Source organism: Pandoraea sp. E26 (assembly GCF_000681415.1).
GTDB classification, from domain to species: domain Bacteria; phylum Pseudomonadota; class Gammaproteobacteria; order Burkholderiales; family Burkholderiaceae; genus Pandoraea; species Pandoraea pnomenusa.
In genome coordinates this window covers 169,101-185,799 of the sequence record NZ_AYXJ01000034.1, presented here as the reverse complement: position 1 = coordinate 185,799, position 16,699 = coordinate 169,101, and the positions used below count along the sequence as shown (strand labels likewise).

Sequence of the window (16,699 nt, the reverse complement as noted above, 5' to 3'; positions counted from 1 at the left end):
ATCCGACTACACAAGCAGGGTGTTGATAGCAAGCAAAGTTAAGGGAGTCGGGCGCAAGACTCTTCGAGCATTGACGATGGAGCCGTTGTTTTTCCAAGTCAAGCTTGAAGAACTGGCCGAAACTTTCCCCGAACTGGCTGCGTTTCAGCCCGCCAGTCTGGTTTATGAGAAGGCGCTCCGGGAAGCTGAGGAGGATGTCCGGCAAGCAACCGAGCACGGTCATGCGATTCTGTGTCCCCTAGATTCCACGTATCCTAAATTACTTGCCCAGACCGACGACAGACCGGCGCTTTTGTACGTGGCCGGTGACTCGTCGCGATTTTCATCGAAGGCGCTCGCGGTTATCGGCACTCGCAAGCCATCGCTGCACGGCATAGTCACAGCCGAACGCATAACGGAATTCTTTGTTACGGCTGGTTGGCAAATAGTCAGTGGGCTGGCACTAGGCTTGGACACGGTTGCTCACAAGCAAACGTTACTCCATGAAGGCTCAACAGTTGCGGCGCTCGCTCACGGACTAGACACGATATATCCAAAGGAAAATGCTACTCTGGCCGAGTCCATTCTGAAAAAAGGCGGGTTGCTGGTTTCAGAATACAGCTACAAGACGCCTTCCTTCGCTGGACACTTCGTCGAGAGAGACCGGATACAAGCGGCATTGTCGCGGGCAGTTGTGATGACCCAGTCGGACAAGGGGGGGGGGAGCCTACACGCAAGCCGAGCCGCCCTCAGATATGGGCGCTTCCTCATCGTCCCAATCGCGACTCGCAAGGACGTCACCACTGGCTACGAGAAGGCACGAGGAAACATTGCCCTGACGACTGGGACAGTGCAGGAGAAGACTTCAATCCTCAAATGCAGTGAGTCAGACCTCGAGCGGCTGCTCATCCTCTCTTCCAAGCGCGAATACGACTTTATAGAGAAGAAGTTGTCGGCGTGAATGCTGGTGGGCTGTGTGGCGACCGAGATTGAATGTTGGCGGTCGCGACGCACGGCCGAAGACCTCTCTTCGTTCTACTGGAACCTCAATGCTGTGCCGCATCGGTTTGACACCAATATGCTGGCCACGGGGCGGTTACCGGGGAAAGAAGTTCATGGTTGGCACTAGCAGATACCTCGGCGAGCTCGTATATCACGAATTGTGCAAATCGTAAGCGAGTGGCCTTGGGCTGAGTTTTTCCACGTCGTCTCGATGCTCGAAGAAAACCTTCGGAATTCGGATGGGAAGCGGAAGAATCAGCGGCATTATCCGTTTAGCTTGAAAAAATGTTCCGCATTGACTACGTTAGGTTTGTATCAGCGCAACGCTGATATTCAGTTTGATGAAATGAACCTGTCTTAGCAGTGTGCCCGCACTCGCGGCCGAGCCCTATTTATGAGAGGGTACGACGCAGGAGCGGGCAATGGAACAGGTCATCTTCTGGAGGGCTCGGTGGGGCGTCTTGTGGCGCGACGCCGAGGGATACGCTTATACCGTCGCCGTTTCGACGGATGCTGCTGCCATTCACTTCGGACAGCAACAGGCTGCTGGGGCGCACACGGGGGAATCGTGCCAAGACAGCGGTTGTCGCCAAATTTGTCACTGCCACAAACTAGGCAAGGTTCGATGTCATGAACCGTCCTTCGGCCACGTAAATCCTGGTCTCCCCCCGCACCATGTTGGGCGCCGCAACTCCGATTTCCGACACCTTGTAACGCTAACGTTACAAGGATGTAACGCAAAAAATATTTTTACCGAAAAAATCCCTTCGCAGTTAATCATTTTTTGCGAGTTCGCGTGTAACGTCGGCGAAGGCACATCTATTTTTTGCGAAAATACTTCAGTAAGCTGCGCGGTTCATAGCTCGATTGACCGCCTGATGCTCAACAGCAACCGCACTTCATTTTCGTACGTGCCCACTTTCACAGGGTGGTTTGCACGCGTCACAACGCGCACCCCGGGCAACGCACTGCGGCGCAATGCCGGAGGTGCGCTGTGAGTCCAACGCCCGCATCCTACGGCCGGCGCGGCCGTCTGAACTCGGCCAACACCGGCATCCGTCACAACGCTTCAACTTACGGCAAGGCCAAGCTCGGCACCTATTGCGAGAAGGGGGATGGCCATCTCATCGTCGAATCCGATGCTGAACGATTCGTCGCTCATCTTCTTGCCATTGACCCGCGCGTCATGGCTTTTCAGCCGCAACCGTTTTGCGTCGATTTGATTGACCAGCGCCTGCTGTTTACGCGGCAGGCTGTGCGGGACGCGTGGCACAGGCATCGCGACGTGCCAGGGCCAAAGTTCTACACGACCGATTTCAGTATCGACTGGCAAGACGGTTTGCACGATGCCGTTGAGGTCAAGGTCGAGGGATTTGAGGGCGACGACGTGTACTGGGCCAAGGTCGCCCGGGCTCGTTCGATTCTGGCTGCCAATGGTTACCCACTGCGCACAGTCGTCCTTCCTGCGAGCGAGGCCCATCCTGTACGGATGAATTCGTGGACGCTCAAACAGGCGACGCACCAGATTCGTACGTACCTGACCGACGAACTCGTTGAGCGCGTCACACGTCGCTGTGAACAAGGCCCCGTCCTGTTGCATGTGCTGTGTTCGGACCTCGCGCTTTTGCCAGGTCTAATTCCCGTCCTGCTAGTGGCTGGTGTGCTCAGTGCGGACCTCGTGCGTCACCGCATCTGCGGCACGCTCGAATTGTCTCTCGCGTATGGCGACCTCGACCACCTCTGCCTGCTGGAGGGCGTCGAAAAGTGACCCACACATTGCTTCTTCACGATAGGCTCGCTCCGCCTGGAAATCATGATGCCTATCTAGAAGTCCTTGACCCCAAACCAAGGGGAGGATGCGTCAAGGTGTTCGATGCCAACAGGCGCGAGGACAGGTACATCGAGGTAGCGTCCGTTCTCGGTGACCTCTACGCCGGCAAGCTAACCGTCCTTCGGACGGGAAAGCCGCGATTCAGCCTCGCGGCGCAACCCGACGACGAGGCACTGCACGAACGAACGCGTTTTCTCTCGAACGTCATGCGGCGCATCACCGTTATCCAGAAACAGCGAGGCCTCAGTTTCCGGCAGGCATACGCTATCGCGAAGGATGCGTACAACCTGGAAGCCACGCCGCAGTCGCCGCCCTTCCCCCCGCAATCCACCATGTATCGATACCGGAAGTGCGACATGGCTGGACTTCCGCTCCTTCGTGGGGACAAGAACAAGGGCAATCGCACACCCCGCTACCCCGCGGAAGTCATCAATACGATATGTACAGCTGCCGAGCAGCATTTTCTTGTGCCAATGTCTCGGTGGTCGCTGGCGCGACTGACCGACTATGTCGACCATGCCGTGCGCGGTACATGCCTGCCTGCGACGCACCCTCCGATAAGCTCCAGGTTCGTCAGAAGGACCATTGAGCGCTTCGTGACGACGGATACGGAGCGCGACCGGATGCTCCCGAGTGATGTCGGCGCAGCCAAGTCGCTCGCCAAAAGGCGCATCCGAGCAGAACTGCCATTTGAGCGTGTCGAGCAGGACGCGTTACACCTGCCGTTTGTCGTGCAAACGCCAGGCGGTGTCAGCAGCACGATTTACCTTGTGCATGCCATTGACTGCTGCACGAGTTATCCACTCGGTTGGCGCCTGGTTGTCGGCGCACCTGTCGATGCCGACACACTCGCGTGTGCGGAGATGTACATGTCAGCCATGAAGGTGAAGCGTTTCGAGGAACTGGCCATCGACCACGCCATGAACGTGTGTGGCACACCGGGACAACTCATCTTCGATAACGGTGCAGAGGCCAAAGGCAGCCGTATCCAGAACCTGGAGAAACTTGGCACGGACGTCAAACACTGTAAATCAAGAAATCCTCAAGAAAAGCCGTTCATCGAGCGCTCGAACCGTTCGCTCAAGAATGGCATGGAGGGGCTGCCTGGTTGTACGCGTGTGGACGGAGAAGACGGAAAGCGTGACCCCATCGCGCTTGGCGACGAGCTCATGACGCTTGATGCGCTTGAGCGCTGGATTGTCCGCTGGTACTACGAAAAGTGGGTGCACACGCCGCTTGAGCGTCTGCAGTGGGACGTCGTCCTGACGGATTCGGTGACCGGCGATACGCCGGCCGAGCGCTGGAAGCACTTCGAGTCATCATGCTTCGCGATTTCGCTACCGCCGTCGCGTTCGGAATGGCTGGCGACGCTTTACGAACACACGGAGCGCAGGTTGAGCCGGAAGACCGGCATCACGATAGAGGGGTTGCATTACAAGGGCAATGACATACCAGCATTGCTTGAGAAATATGGCGAGCAAAAATTCCTGAGGGTGCTGTTCAACCCGGATGACTTCAGGCACGTCTACGTCTATGAAGGCGACGACCTTCCTGTCGTCACGCTCTCGTTCGAGCACCTTCGACCCGAAACGCCGGCCTGGTCGTTCACTGAGGCGAAGGAGCGATTCAAGAAGCATAAGGCGTCCTTCAAGCAGGCACCACAAGCCGAAAAATTCGACCAAGACATGCGCGATAAAGTCGTCGCCGACTCGCATGCGAGCAGGGGGAAAAAGTCGAGCAAGCGCGAACGAAACCGCGAGACCGCGCGCCGTGCAAAGGAGGCTCAAGCCATCGAGCGTGCCTCCAGGCAACCAGTCCCGCATCCGCCACCAGCAGGAAAACCGTTGGCGACTAAGGACATGGTACCTGCTGCGCTACCGCCTATGGCAGTAATGCTTGACGACGTGTCCCCACTACCCTTGCTGGACCGTAGTAGCGGAGATTTACTGTAATGACACCCGCAAAGCAATTACGCGTCGCAATCGAAAAATGCGAACTCCCTCATCCACTGTTCCTGGAGCACTTCAAGCCGCTAAGGCGACGCATTGAGGATGCGATAGACGGAGGGGCGAGTCGCATTGAGCGTGTCATGGGGCCGTCGCGCGTCGGCAAGTCGATGCTTATCAATGCATTGAGGCGCGCATTTCCCGAAACGCCAGTGAATGGACGACGCCATGTGCCGGTGCTGGTGGTGCCTGTGCCCACCCCCGTATCGCCTTTACAGTTGCCATCAAGCGTTCTCGCCGCGCTTGGCTTGCCAGTGCTACGCAGTATTACGACGGTGGCAATGCGCGGCAGGATGCTGGACCAGTTAAATCTTGCTGGTACGCGCGTTGTGATGTTCGAGGAGGCGAGCCACCTCGTCGAGCCAGGTGCCCGCATGCCACCGCGCGGAGCCGGCGATTGGTTCAAGGAACTGGCGGACTCGGGTAATCGTACTGTCTTCATGTTTGGCGTGCCTCGTCTGGAGCGCCTATTCGAATGTAACGAGCAACTGCGCACCAGAGCGTCGGCTCGACGCCTGCTGCTTCCCTATGACTCGCGAGTCCCTGAGAACATGCAAGCGTTTCACACCTGTGTGGCGACGTATGCGAATCTCTTTCGCGAATCGGGTTATCCGATAGACCTGCCGACACCAGGGCTTACCTTGCAGTGCTATCTCCTGACCGGCGGACTGATTGGCGTGCTGAGCCGGTTCATGCAGGAGTTGGCGGGCCAGATGGCGTATGAGTCGCCGCGCTCGCTCACGTTTGCTGACTGCCAGGCGGCCGCCAATGCTATTGAATCCGCAGGGTCGCGTCATTTTCGAGCGTTCGAGCATCCTGACGCTCTGCGTACAGGTGTCGCGCCTGCTGCTCTGCATCAGGCCTTCGTGCAGGTGATGAATGACAACGACCTCTCGGTTCCCGTTTTTCATGAACAGCCCGAGGGTGCCCAATGAGCCTGGTCGTAACATCTGCGCCCCACGACGACGAATCGGGAATGGGGTACTACCGCAGGCTCGCGGCCGACAACGTGCTGTCCAACTGGCGCGAACTGGCAGGAATCGCCGGCGTCCAGCGTTCGCGCGGCGCGTTACTGGGGCATGCTGATTTCGTTGCCGGCCAGCTTGGCTTGGAAAGCGAGTGGGCACGTCAGGCAAGCGCACAGGAAGCGGTTTCCCGTAGCTGGGGGCGCCTGCATCGCTCTCAGACCGACGCTGTTTGCCCGGCCTGCCTAGACGAACCGTATCTGAGGCATTACTGGGAACACACGTACGTCACGGTATGTCCTCATCATCGCATTCACCTGGTTGACCGATGCAGCGATTGCGGAGAGTCGTTGTCTGTGCATCGGTATCATATCGACCGGTGCGATTGCGGTCATGAACTGCGCATGCTTCCCCGCGTCGCCGCGACGCATGCGCAGCTCTGGCTATCGACGTTGATTGCGAGCGCTGGCAAACAGTCGAACGGCGTCGCACCGGATGTGCATGGCGTTCATGTCGAGATTCTTGCGCGGGTTGTTCAAGCACTCTGTTTGTATGCCGACCCGACACGGCCATTACCTCGTCGAAGCGCGGCATTGCCGAATTCCGTCGCCGAGGCCGTCGATTTCCTGGCGCCTCTCGAAGAGCTGCTCGCAGACTGGCCCGCAGGCTTTGGTGCTCACGTCGACAAGCGTATCGCAGCAGGCAACCCCGAAGCGCGAACGCTCAACACGCTGCTGGGGCGCTGGTATGTTGACCTGCGCAAGCTCTGTCAGGACACCGCCCTTGAGCCGTTCCTCAAAATCATTATTGAAGTTGCGGCAGAGCGATTTGACGGCATCCTTGGGCTTGACTCGGCGAAAGCTCTCGCGGAGGACGCGACAGAATATATACGTGCTCCCGACGCAGCTAGAGCCATCGGCATCAGCGTATCCCGACTACACAAGGCCATCCAGAACGGAGAGTGCGGATGCCGCACGCGGCGCGCTGGAACCCGTGGCCAGCTCTATGAAATCCCGCAGGCGGAAGTGGCGCGAATTCAGGAGCGGCGCGGCCAATGGATGACCAGCGCGCAAGCCTGTGAACTCGCGGGCGTACCGTCGTCGGTGCTAGAGCACATGATGGCCGCCGGTGTGATTTGCTCGGACGTCAACTGGCGTCAGGACATCCTGAAAGGTGGTCTGGTCGAGCATCGCTCCATATTGGAACTGGTCGACCGAATCCGAGAAGCTGCCGAACCCACATCGGCCGCAGACGATGAGAAGCTCACGTGGGCCGGGCTGACCAGCAGGAGGATGGGTGACCGGCAGGCCATCCAGTCCGTGATGCGGGCTATTGCTGAAGGCCGGGTGAAGGCTACCGCGTGCGGTCGTCGGCTCGGCGACATGGCATTCCTTCGCGCCGATGTGGCCTCATACTTCGGCACACCATTACTCGAAGCGGGCATGTCGATTCAGCAGTTGTCCAAGTTCACGGGGTGGAAGTGGGAGAGCATTTCGCATTGGATAAACGAGGGCCTGCTGGATTCTCAGTCGATTGTGCTGCGCGGTCAGGGCTGCCGGGTGGTGCTACCTCATCAACTGTTGGCGTTCCGGCAAACTTTCGTGCCGCTCGCGGACCTGGCGCGTGGCATGGGTACCAAGTCATCCGCATTGTCGAGATTGTTGCCTGGCGTCGAACTCGTGGGTGCGCAGCGACTCCCGGGCGGTGCTGTTCGCGGCGGATTGATTCGCATCGCGGAGCTGGGTCGGCTGGCCGTTATTGGGGCAAAGGCTGGGCAGGACCTGTTCGTGTCCGCCTCCCCGGTTCAGTGAGAGCATGGAGTCTCTCGTGCCCGTTCGAGAATGCGAGACGACCTCGCAAGTCTGGCTAGCAATCCGATGGCTACCCCCGGAGACAGGGAAGGATGGTGACTCTGTCCAGGGCTGTCTGGTATCACGCGGTTTCATCGATTTTGAAACTTCTCACTTTCAATGAAACCGCGACACCGACGCGAGGTGCACATGGCAAGCATGACTTCGGCATGGCATGTTTGGAAACATCAGGAATCAGTGAAAGCGAGGTCCCATCGCTGCAACTGCAGACACGGGCTGAACCGACCAAACCTTCGCTATCCTCTTGCTCACCTAAAGGGTTCAGCCAGAAAAGCAGGTGTACACCCTCACAACCTCGCTACGGGTGGTGAGGCTGAGCCCAGCCCTCCCTGGCGTGTTTGCCTGGGATGCGCCTTCACTCAGCCGCCACCCAAACCACTACGGTATGGAGCCGGCCTCGCCCGGCAGACTTTCGTTCCGCGCCTCTGCCTTCGCCAGCGCGCCGGATTTCTCAGAACTTCCCCCCAGAATCCGGTGTCCCCTGCGCGCTGGTGCTTGTCGCCTCGTCCGCGCAGGCGGCAATTACTACATCACCGAGGCCCATCGATGGATGGGGCGGCCCTTCTATCCGGCGGCGTGGCGCTCGGCGGAAGCACGTAGAGTCTTGCATAAGAGTATATGCATCTCCGATGGGCATGAAATGCGAATGGATTTGGATGGTCGATGTGCCAGGCAGATGATGGGAAGAGGACCTAAGCTAACAGGAGAGCGCTGTCACTCACGCTCATCGCGGGGAGTGAGCCTGCCACGCCAAAAAAGGAGAACGATGATGTCGTCAGAAAATCAAATCGCCCTGGACATTGCGCTTCGCAAGTTTCACGAGCTCGGATTGGCAGATGGCGACCTGGGCTATGAGTATTGGTATCGAGTTGCCCAACTGCTCAAGCGGGCAGCCGGGATGCAGTCGGAAATCGATGCACTGTCGCGAGAGCTCGAAAAGTGCCGCGCGATGCAAAGTAATCCATATCGGCGCTCGCTCAAAAAGGCCTAGCCCGGCATGTCGGACGTGGGTAGCCGGATTTTCGCGTAGTAGGGCAAAAGTTTTGCGGGCACTCTGACGCGTCTCTTGTACGCCTTTCTCTGAACGAGCGCCTGTCAACTGGTCTGCAAGTCAGGCCATGCCCAATGTGTTTGGTTGGTCTATATCGGGCTCAATGCGCGAGATGGCGGTCAGCCACCGCCCACTCCGAACTCTCCGACAAAGTCCCTGGTATTTGAAAGCGCTAGTTGGTACTCAGGCGGTGTCTGTCTGGCCGGCTCAGTGGCAATGCGTAGGTCTTGGACCGTGTACCCAACCAAGCATCGGCGTACTCGCAATGTTCTGCTTTCCTCGCCGCCTAGGTACTCGTCCCGAAGAAGCCGGGCTTGCCCGTCCGGTAGACCTGGATGAGCTTGCACGATTAGTTTGACGAACTCGGACCAGTCCTTGTCCGTCTGCGCGGCGGCCGGCGCTGGTTCAGCATCGAGAGCAGCTTGCGCGATGCGTCCTAGCGCGAAGTCTCGAAAGGCTTGCCGTTGTACACACCATGCACGAGCGTGCCACCGGCGCGCAGCTCGAACGAGCACATGCGGGTAGACAAGGCGGTCCTGGCCTTCCGGGGCTGCCAGCGACCGATAGCGGATGCGGAGCCCTACGCGTCTACGGCAGGCCTGAGTGATGATGGCAAAGAGGGCTGGGCGGACCGGTGCCAAATCAAGTCGTAGGTCTTCGACCGTGGAGTCGATGTGTGAGGCGCCAAGCTTTTGAATCAGTTGCAGGTACTCGTCAGGGCTTTTGCCGGCCAGCCTTGGTCGGAACGACTGTGTGGCGGTGATGGGCGCGTACGGCGTGGCTCGCGTGACCGTATCGGTGAACTCCGCCAAGAACGCCGCCAGCAGGCGGCTGGCCTGTACGGACTGGATGCCGAACACCTCGCGCAGACGACTGTTATCAATTTCGCCTTCCCAACGAAGCAGCAGTTCCATGTCTCGCAGGCGCAGCTGCGCTGGGGTAAGTGGCATGCCCATATGTTATCTTGCAAGATAAGTTATCCTTGAAGATAATACTTCAAAAGTGCATGGACCAGGCAAGGTCCAGTGGGAGCAATCAGCCTTGATACCGTCTGACCTGTTGCCGGACCCCATGACCCCACCAGCGGGTCATCCTGTGTTCTTTGAGGCTGAGCGTCAGCGGTTCTTCCGTGCCCTGAACAGCTCTCGCCGGGAGCTTGTGGCTGCTTGCCTACGGGCACTCTATGACCGACTGCACGGCCCTATGGCTGACTATGCCCACAACCTCACGCGGGATGCGCTGCGCGAGCTCCTGCTGCCGGTTGTTCGGCAGTACCAAAGCGTCAAGGCGCAAGAGGGTGGCGACGATGAGCTGAGCAGAGCGGAAGCCGATGACCCGCAGGCGCTCGTCGGCATGGTCATCCGGGCACTGCTAACCGACGCTTGGCTGGAGCAATTCGCCGACCGCACCGGCCTCGTCACGGCCTTCCGATTCTCTCGACCAGGGAAGCTGTTCGCGGAGGCCCTCTGGTCGTTGGACCGCCCGAGCCGCAGCCGGCAACGGAACATGCGGGGCTGTCGCAATGCATTGGAGGCGGCACTCTCCGACCGAGGTGACGCGCACGACCTAGTCGACGCTTACGAGTACGCCGAGAAAGTCATCGAGGATTTGACCGATGGCATCGACTACTTCCAGGAGCTGGTCCGGCACCTGATGCAGACCGCTTCGGTGCAAACGCAATGGAGCGAGTTCGTCGAGTTCCTGGACCGCTTCCAGCGTGACTATTCCAAGCAGCTCACTGCCGATAACGCAATGCTTAACCGGCAGGCCATCGTGCAGAAGCTGGAGCGGCTTCGTCTCGTCCCCGAGGCCAAGTTCAATCGGATGGACGAACAGCTGCGAGACATTGCCCATTGGGCCGTGAAGGAATACGTGGGCACGTCCGTCTATGACTGGCTACTGACCCGCATTGAAGACATCGTCGATGCTGCGTGCCAGTCGAAGCAGCCTGGCTTCCTGAAGGCCATGGAGACTTACCTCAAGCGGGTCAATGGCTTGGCGCTGCAGTCGATGATGCTGCGCGCAGGCCAGACCCGGCATGCCTACCTTGCTGCGATTCAGCAGGTCGCAGAGGCCTCCAAGGAGCAACAGGACCAGCTGCTCATGCACATCGGGCAGTTTCTGGCGCCAGCTGAGGTGCGGTTGCTGGACCCCGCAAGCTTCAAGCTCCGGACGGCCGCCCAGCGCCGCAAGGCGGTCACGATTTCCGTTCGGCCGCGACCCTCTCGCGAAGAGCGCTTGGCTGCTGCTATGGCCCGCGCCGAAGCGGAGGCCTTCTCCATCCCCAACGAAGAGGTTGCTCAGCTGCTTCGGCGCGACCTGCGCATCTTTCAGCATCCCATTCGAGTCTCAGCGCTCCCAACGGCCACCGCCCGCGAAACCCTCCGTGCCATGCAGGCCGTGGAAGCGGTTCGAAGCGAGGTCGGCGCAGACCTGTCCATCAAGAAGCTGCCCACCCCCTTGGAAAACGGGCTCTACAGCGGCAACGACTACGAGATTGACCTCAAAAAATGAGCCTCCTGTCGCACGTCAACGAACAACTAGCGCTTGCCAACATCAAGCCAGACCGGTTCCGGGAAATCATCAACCGCCTGATGGCTTACGGTGCCATCGTGCGTGAAGAGGACCGGGTTGAGCAACTGCTGTATGACGACGCAAGGCGCGTCGAGGGCTTGCTGGAGGACTACTTCGACATTGCTGGCTTCCGTTTGCACCACGACAGCAATAATCAGTTCTATCGCCTCTACGTGGCGGGCGCCGTAGTCGATGGACTGCCTGAGGACATCCTGGAGCCGACGCCATCGCTGCGGACTCGGGTGTCTCCCGACTTCGTTGCGATGGCCCTTGCTCTGCGCTTCCTGTACCAGAACAAGCTCAATACGGGCGACATCCAGCCCCAGGGCGAAGCGCTGGTTAGCTTCGAGGAAATCGCGGCCACCATGCAGACGCAATTAAAGCGTCCTCTGCCGAACGGCATGGGCGACAAGATGACCTTGCTGGCCGAGTTGAAGCGGCATCGCCTGCTCAGCTACACGGCCGAGTTTTCGATTTCGGATGAAGACGCGCTGCTCGCAATCCGGCCAACCATCCTGGGCATCGTGTCCAACGACGCGCTGAGTGCAGCTCTGGAATCAGAAGGCGTGGTTGACCAAGAAACGTCCGTCGAGGAGAGCGACCAATGAAGCTCGACCGCTTGGTTCTTGTGAACTGGGGACAACTGCAGCCCGGCAACTACGAGCTGGGAAACATGACGCTGCTCACTGGCCCAACGGGTGCGGGCAAATCGACGATGCTCGATGGTCTTCAGACCATCATGACGGCAGCCTACCAAGGTATCGTGGCCTACAACCCTGGCCAAGAGGAAGTTCAGCAAAACCATCGCCGCGGCAAATCCAAACGCACCCTTGAATCCTTCGTGGTCGGCGCTGAGTACAGCCTCTTCTCTCGGCCGGCAGGTGCCCAAGGCTACCTCGCGGCGGTCTTTCGTCCAGGGCCCGAGGACGGCTCGGCCAAGATGTTCACTGCGCTCGTAGCAGCCTCGGCGCGCGTGGAAGGCTCAGGAGAGCGGCGAGACGCGAAGCTGGAGCGTCTCGTTCTGGTCATCGTCGAAGACGCTGCGCTGTCGGTCGAACAGTTCTTTGAGGACATGGACCAAGGTATCTGTGTGCCGGTCGAAGACATCGTCAAGCGACTGAGGGCTAAGTACCCGAAGGTCATCACCTACGACGACCACAAGCGCGACTACCTCAGCGGGCTTTATGGCAGGTTCCGCGGGCGCATGTCCATTCCCTGGGACGAGGCTCAGAACGCGGCTCGGGCATGGTCGCAGTCGATTGCCTACAAGCCCATCGGCTCGGTTCATGACCTGGTTCGGGACGACATCCTTGAGTTCGATGGAAAGCTGCTGCAGGAGAGCATCACCCGCATCAGTGACCTGATGCGCCAGGTGACGAGCTTGAAGGTTGAAGGCAAGCGCATTGAAGCGACCGTCACTCGACTTCGCGAGCTGAAGGAGGTCATCGGCAAGACGACGGCTACCTTCGAAGAGCAGGTCCAACATGACTTGCTCTTGGCGAAGATGCAGCTGGCAGCGGACGAAGAGCGCGTCGCTTTCGAGCGGAAGAAAATCAAGGATGACAGCGCGCTGGCCGACCAATACGAGCTCAAGGCCAAGACCGAAGCGCAGTTGAAGCGCAACGTTGATAGCAGCCGCATTAATATCGCAGCGAAGTTGAGCGGCATTCCGGCCCACACCGAGAAGAATATGCTTGACGAGCGCCTAGAGCGGGCGACGTCCGCCGCGCGCGCCAAGCTCGCTGAACTGCATGCAGGTCTCCTCGCTGCAGCACACATCAAGAACACCGGTGACTCTATCGTCAAACGGCCAGTGCCGGAACAGTTCCCGAAGCTGGGCGCGTCTGTAGACGTCGTGGCCAAGGCCCTTGCATCCACCAATGTGGACCGGCTGGCCGGGCTGCTCAATTCCGTGGCGGACGCAAACGGTGATGACGTCCTGTCAGTAGAGAAGCTGTTTCAGTTGGCCGCCGCATTTGACGGCATCGACGTCGGCCTGGGCCAGCTGCATAACTCGTTGGTCGGTACCGAGGACAGCGTGCTCATGGCGGTCGCTGCTGAATCGACATCCCTCGGCCAACGCGTGGAGGCCGCTAAGAAGGAGCGCGGCGAGCTGGCTGACCGCAAGCAACGTCTTGCGGCAGGTGCTGGCAACTACAACCGGGACACCGTCCTCGCGCTGGAGCGCATTCGAGAGAGGCTTCCCGACGCGGGTGTCCAGGTGTTGTGCGACCTCGTCGAGCCGGTGTCCGAAGCGTGGCAGGGCGCCATCGAGGGCTACATGGACGGCGCGCGCTTCAATTTCATCGTCAAGCCGGACTGGGAAGCCCGCACGATTGACTTCCTGCAGTCCTGGGGTTCGCGCTCGAAGGTCGTTCAAGGCAAGCGATGCTTGGAGCGTGCCGACCAGTCTCGTGTGCCGAGCACTTCCATCATCCACGAGTTGCGCACCGACCACCCTATCGCGCGGGCCTACCTCATCGAGCAGTTCGGGTCTGTCGTAAAGGTGGCAGACTCCGAGGAGCTGCGGCGGACCCCGCGCGGCCTCACCACGGACGGCAAGGGTAGTGGCGCGATGACGATGTTCATCTGCGAACGACGTGACTTTGTACTTGGTCGCAAGGCTCGTGAGCGGGCGCTGCAGACCACCACCGAGAAGCTGGAAACCGTTGACCGTGACATCCAGGCGCTAGAACAATCCCAAGGCACGTTAGATGGCTTCCGGAGAGTGCTCACATCGCTGAAGGAACCGCCCTTTGATGCGGCACCCTTGGCGCAGCATGCCGGCGACCTAGACGCCACACGTCTGACGCTGTCGCAGCTCGACTTGACCGAAGTCGAACAGTTGAGGGCGGAGCTGGCTCGACTGGAAGAACTCATCCGAGTACATGATTTGGAAATTGAGGCGGCCAAGAAGGCAGTCACGCTGGCCGAGCAGCGCATCATGGCTGCGGACGCCGTCATCAAGCGCATCAACGAGGGCCGGGACGCTCGCTTCCAAGAGCGCGAAAACCAGATTCGCCGCCTGAAGCACCTCTGCGAAGCGAACTCAGAGAAGACGTACACGGTGATGGCCCAAGAGGTGGACGACCTCATTGCGTCTCACACGTACGACTTCCCTGCCGTCCAAGCACGGCTTGGCCATCTGCGTACGCAACCCGAAAAGCTCTTGGGCGACGTGCGCGAGATGCTGGCGGAGTACAACGCTGCTGTTCGTGCGGACGAACGCTTTCAGGCCGCGCTGCCGCACCTTACGGATGCGCTATCCTTCGACCCCTACTACGGTCCCCTGGTCCTCCTCGGGCGCTCGGTCAGCACGCTTCACAACGAGCTGGAGAGTATCGGGCTGTACAACAACCGCGCGAAGATTGAGGAAGCGGAACGCTCTTTCCACGACGTCTTCACCAAGCAATTCTGCGTTGAAATCAAGAGCAAGGTCGACGATGGCGTGCGGATGCTGCGCCAGTTGAACGTCGAGCTCGAGAAGCTGAAGTTTGGCACCGACCGCTTCAACATCGACTGGTCAAAGTGGGAGCCCGAGTTCCAGGAGTATTACGGCTTCTTCTCAGCCGTTGCGGAACTGGCCGATTCGCCGGAAGCGGTGGACTTGTTTGGGGAGACGGAGCTTTCGCCTAAGCACGTCGAGGTCCGTGACCGCCTGGTCAAGCTACTCCTGGACCAAGACCAGGACAGGGCTGGGCGCGAGTTGCTGCGCATCGCTGACTACCGCAACTACCGACGCTACGAAATCTGGAATGATTCGGACAGCGGCGGCCGCATCGCCCTGTCGACGTGGGGGACGGGCTCTGGTGGTCAGTTGGAGACGCCGGCGTACATTGTGCGCGCCGCCGTTGTGACCAACCGCCTGCGCCTGTTCGAGAAGGGTGCCAGCTTGAAGTTGCTTGTTAGCGACGAGTCTTTCTCTCGCATGGACGAGCCGCGTGCACGTGCCGTCCTGCGGTATCTGCGAGATAGCATGGGCCTTCAGCTAGTCAGCGCCATGCCGACCAAGCACGCCGGCGCGCTGCGCCCTGAGTTCGACCGCGAGTTCAGCTTCAGTCGGATGAACGTGCCAGACAACGGTGAAATTGACTTCGTCTCCGAGTGCGATGAGCGCCTCTTCAAGAAGGACCGCATGCGCGAGGTCTGGGAAGCGCAGCGTCAAGAGGTTCGCGAACAAGCTAAGCTGCTCTTTGATGCGGCAGAGCCTGAAGAAGTCACGGGAGCTGCGAAGTGACAGAGCAGCCGCTTTGGCTTCAGTCTTCGCCTGTACAGCAGCTGCTGAACCTGCTCGTGGACCGAATGGACTCTGCCGAGCAAAGGGGAAGCGCTCGTACCCAGTCGGTCGCTCTCTGGGAGCGGACTTGGCCGGCTCTCTACAACGCGCAGCGGGAGTCGGAAAAGGAGGAGCTTTGGGGCCATGCCGTCGAGTTGGTGCGTTGGGGGTGGCTCACGGTCAAGCCAGCCGGCGCTATCCGCTCCCGCTCTGGCTATGCCGACTCGCCGCGAGTCACGGTTGCCAACGAGGTCGAGGTGAGAAGGACGGTTGGTCGCGCACAGCGCGTCAAGTCCCCAGCGGAGCGCTGGCGCGAGGCTGTCCGCGACGGGCTCCAGGGGGCCGCCGAGGTCAAGGCCGCTGTCTCGGAGTTCTGCATCGATATGCCGGACCACACTATGACAGAGGTTGTCGAACGGCTGAACGAGCTCCCCGCTCTAGCCGGCAAGCCCATGCTGCTCCGCGAAGTCTCCTCTCAGCTGTTCTGGGGCATGTCGAAGGTCCTGGACAAGCGGCAGGGCCTCGTCGCCGCAGTCTTAGGTGTCGATGAGTGCCCATTTCCGGAGTCTCCGATTCAGCTGCAGGTGTTCCTGCCGCCGGCGGGCTGCCGGGGCGTGCTGTTCATCGAGAACCTCATGAGCTTCGAGCGCGCCATTCGCTCGACGAGCTCGGCGTTCGACGGGCTGACGCTGGTCTACGCGTCAGGCTTCAAGGGAAGTGCTCAGCGGCTGCGCACGCGGGATGGTTGCTCGCTCTTCTACGCGGCGCGTGGCGGCATCAGTCAAAACCTTCGAGATGGCTTCGAGGCCTGGCTCTTTGACAAGGATGTCATTCCGGCCTTCTTCTGGGGGGACCTGGATTGGTCTGGCATGCGCATCCTGTCTGCTATGCGCACAAGTTTCCTCGGCCTCACGGCTTGGGAACCAGGCTACTCCCAGATGCTGGCCGCTCTCATAGAAGGCAAGGGGCATTCACCGGAAGCCGCCGACAAGCAAGGACAGAAGGCGCTAGGCACCTCCGGTTGTGCCTACGCGGACGCCCACCTGATACCCGCCCTGCAGTCCTACGGAAGGTTTGTTGACCAGGAGCAAATCAACCCATAGCGTCCCTCTATGCGGCGGCGACCTTGAAAGAACAATGAAAA

Annotated in this window: 12 protein-coding genes; 11 read left to right on the top strand and 1 reads right to left on the bottom strand. The window is 59.6% G+C overall.

Annotation, left to right across the window (positions count from 1 at the left end):
• The first annotated feature begins 76 nt into the window (after nucleotides 1-76).
• The 7 genes from W930_RS28420 (at nucleotide 77) to W930_RS0121735 (ending at nucleotide 8,645) form a co-directional block, all read left to right on the top strand.
• Entirely contained in the window at nucleotides 77-940 is an 864-nt protein-coding gene (locus W930_RS28420) for a DNA-processing protein DprA (protein WP_051610668.1), read from the top strand.
• 463 nt (nucleotides 941-1,403) lie between these two features.
• A complete protein-coding gene (locus tag W930_RS30235; RefSeq protein ID WP_152552667.1) occupies nucleotides 1,404-1,979 on the top strand; it encodes a hypothetical protein in 576 nt (191 codons plus the stop codon).
• A complete protein-coding gene (locus tag W930_RS0121755) occupies nucleotides 1,976-2,749 on the top strand; it encodes a hypothetical protein (protein ID WP_028731320.1) in 774 nt (257 codons plus the stop codon). Before W930_RS30235 ends, W930_RS0121755 begins: the two co-directional genes overlap by 4 nt.
• Nucleotides 2,750-2,847: 98 nt before the next feature.
• On the top strand, nucleotides 2,848-4,764 hold the full coding sequence (locus tag W930_RS0121750) for an integrase (RefSeq protein WP_235195569.1): 1,917 nt from the start codon (nucleotides 2,848-2,850) through the stop codon (nucleotides 4,762-4,764).
• The gene (locus W930_RS0121745; RefSeq protein WP_028731318.1) at nucleotides 4,764-5,753 is read left to right on the top strand and encodes an ATP-binding protein; all 990 of its coding nucleotides are present in this window, start codon (nucleotides 4,764-4,766) and stop codon (nucleotides 5,751-5,753) included. The genes W930_RS0121750 and W930_RS0121745 overlap by 1 nt, the downstream gene beginning before the upstream one ends.
• On the top strand, nucleotides 5,750-7,594 hold the full coding sequence (locus tag W930_RS0121740) for a TniQ family protein (protein ID WP_028731317.1): 1,845 nt from the start codon (nucleotides 5,750-5,752) through the stop codon (nucleotides 7,592-7,594). The genes W930_RS0121745 and W930_RS0121740 overlap by 4 nt, the downstream gene beginning before the upstream one ends.
• A gap of 826 nt (nucleotides 7,595-8,420) precedes the next feature.
• Complete coding sequence (locus tag W930_RS0121735) at nucleotides 8,421-8,645, top strand: hypothetical protein (protein ID WP_235195564.1); 225 nt, start codon at nucleotides 8,421-8,423, stop codon at nucleotides 8,643-8,645.
• Nucleotides 8,646-8,824: 179 nt separating this feature from the next.
• On the opposite strand, the gene W930_RS0121730 is transcribed toward W930_RS0121735, so the two are convergent.
• On the bottom strand, nucleotides 8,825-9,619 hold the full coding sequence (locus W930_RS0121730; RefSeq protein ID WP_036656283.1) for a WYL domain-containing protein: 795 nt from the start codon (nucleotides 9,617-9,619) through the stop codon (nucleotides 8,825-8,827).
• A gap of 289 nt (nucleotides 9,620-9,908) precedes the next feature.
• Here W930_RS0121730 and W930_RS0121725 point away from each other — a divergent pair, with 289 nt between their 5' ends.
• Genes W930_RS0121725 through W930_RS29825 form a run of 4 tightly spaced genes read left to right on the top strand, consistent with a single transcriptional unit; the run spans nucleotide 9,909 to nucleotide 16,658 of the window.
• Complete coding sequence (locus W930_RS0121725) at nucleotides 9,909-11,219, top strand: Wadjet anti-phage system protein JetA family protein (RefSeq protein WP_235195563.1); 1,311 nt, start codon at nucleotides 9,909-9,911, stop codon at nucleotides 11,217-11,219.
• Complete coding sequence (locus tag W930_RS0121720) at nucleotides 11,216-11,887, top strand: DUF4194 domain-containing protein (RefSeq protein ID WP_028731313.1); 672 nt, start codon at nucleotides 11,216-11,218, stop codon at nucleotides 11,885-11,887. Before W930_RS0121725 ends, W930_RS0121720 begins: the two co-directional genes overlap by 4 nt.
• Nucleotides 11,884-15,516 carry an SbcC/MukB-like Walker B domain-containing protein gene (locus tag W930_RS0121715; protein WP_028731312.1) on the top strand — a complete coding sequence of 1,211 codons (3,633 nt, stop codon included), beginning with the start codon at nucleotides 11,884-11,886 and terminating at the stop codon, nucleotides 15,514-15,516. Before W930_RS0121720 ends, W930_RS0121715 begins: the two co-directional genes overlap by 4 nt.
• Nucleotides 15,513-16,658, top strand: coding sequence for a DUF2220 family protein (locus tag W930_RS29825; RefSeq protein ID WP_081814419.1), 1,146 nt, complete (start codon nucleotides 15,513-15,515; stop codon nucleotides 16,656-16,658). The genes W930_RS0121715 and W930_RS29825 overlap by 4 nt, the downstream gene beginning before the upstream one ends.
• Nucleotides 16,659-16,699 lie beyond the last annotated feature (41 nt).

Coding starts and splice junctions, on each gene's coding strand:
- W930_RS0121720 (WP_028731313.1), top strand. CDS start 11,216: ATGAGCCTCCTGTCGCACGTCAACGAACAACTAGCGCTTGCCAACATC.
- W930_RS0121740 (WP_028731317.1), top strand. CDS start 5,750: ATGAGCCTGGTCGTAACATCTGCGCCCCACGACGACGAATCGGGAATG.
- W930_RS30235 (WP_152552667.1), top strand. CDS start 1,404: ATGGAACAGGTCATCTTCTGGAGGGCTCGGTGGGGCGTCTTGTGGCGC.
- W930_RS0121725 (WP_235195563.1), top strand. CDS start 9,909: ATGGCTGACTATGCCCACAACCTCACGCGGGATGCGCTGCGCGAGCTC.
- W930_RS0121715 (WP_028731312.1), top strand. CDS start 11,884: ATGAAGCTCGACCGCTTGGTTCTTGTGAACTGGGGACAACTGCAGCCC.
- W930_RS0121735 (WP_235195564.1), top strand. CDS start 8,421: ATGATGTCGTCAGAAAATCAAATCGCCCTGGACATTGCGCTTCGCAAG.
- W930_RS0121730 (WP_036656283.1), bottom strand. CDS start 9,619: ATGGAACTGCTGCTTCGTTGGGAAGGCGAAATTGATAACAGTCGTCTG.
- W930_RS28420 (WP_051610668.1), top strand. CDS start 77: ATGGAGCCGTTGTTTTTCCAAGTCAAGCTTGAAGAACTGGCCGAAACT.
- W930_RS0121745 (WP_028731318.1), top strand. CDS start 4,764: ATGACACCCGCAAAGCAATTACGCGTCGCAATCGAAAAATGCGAACTC.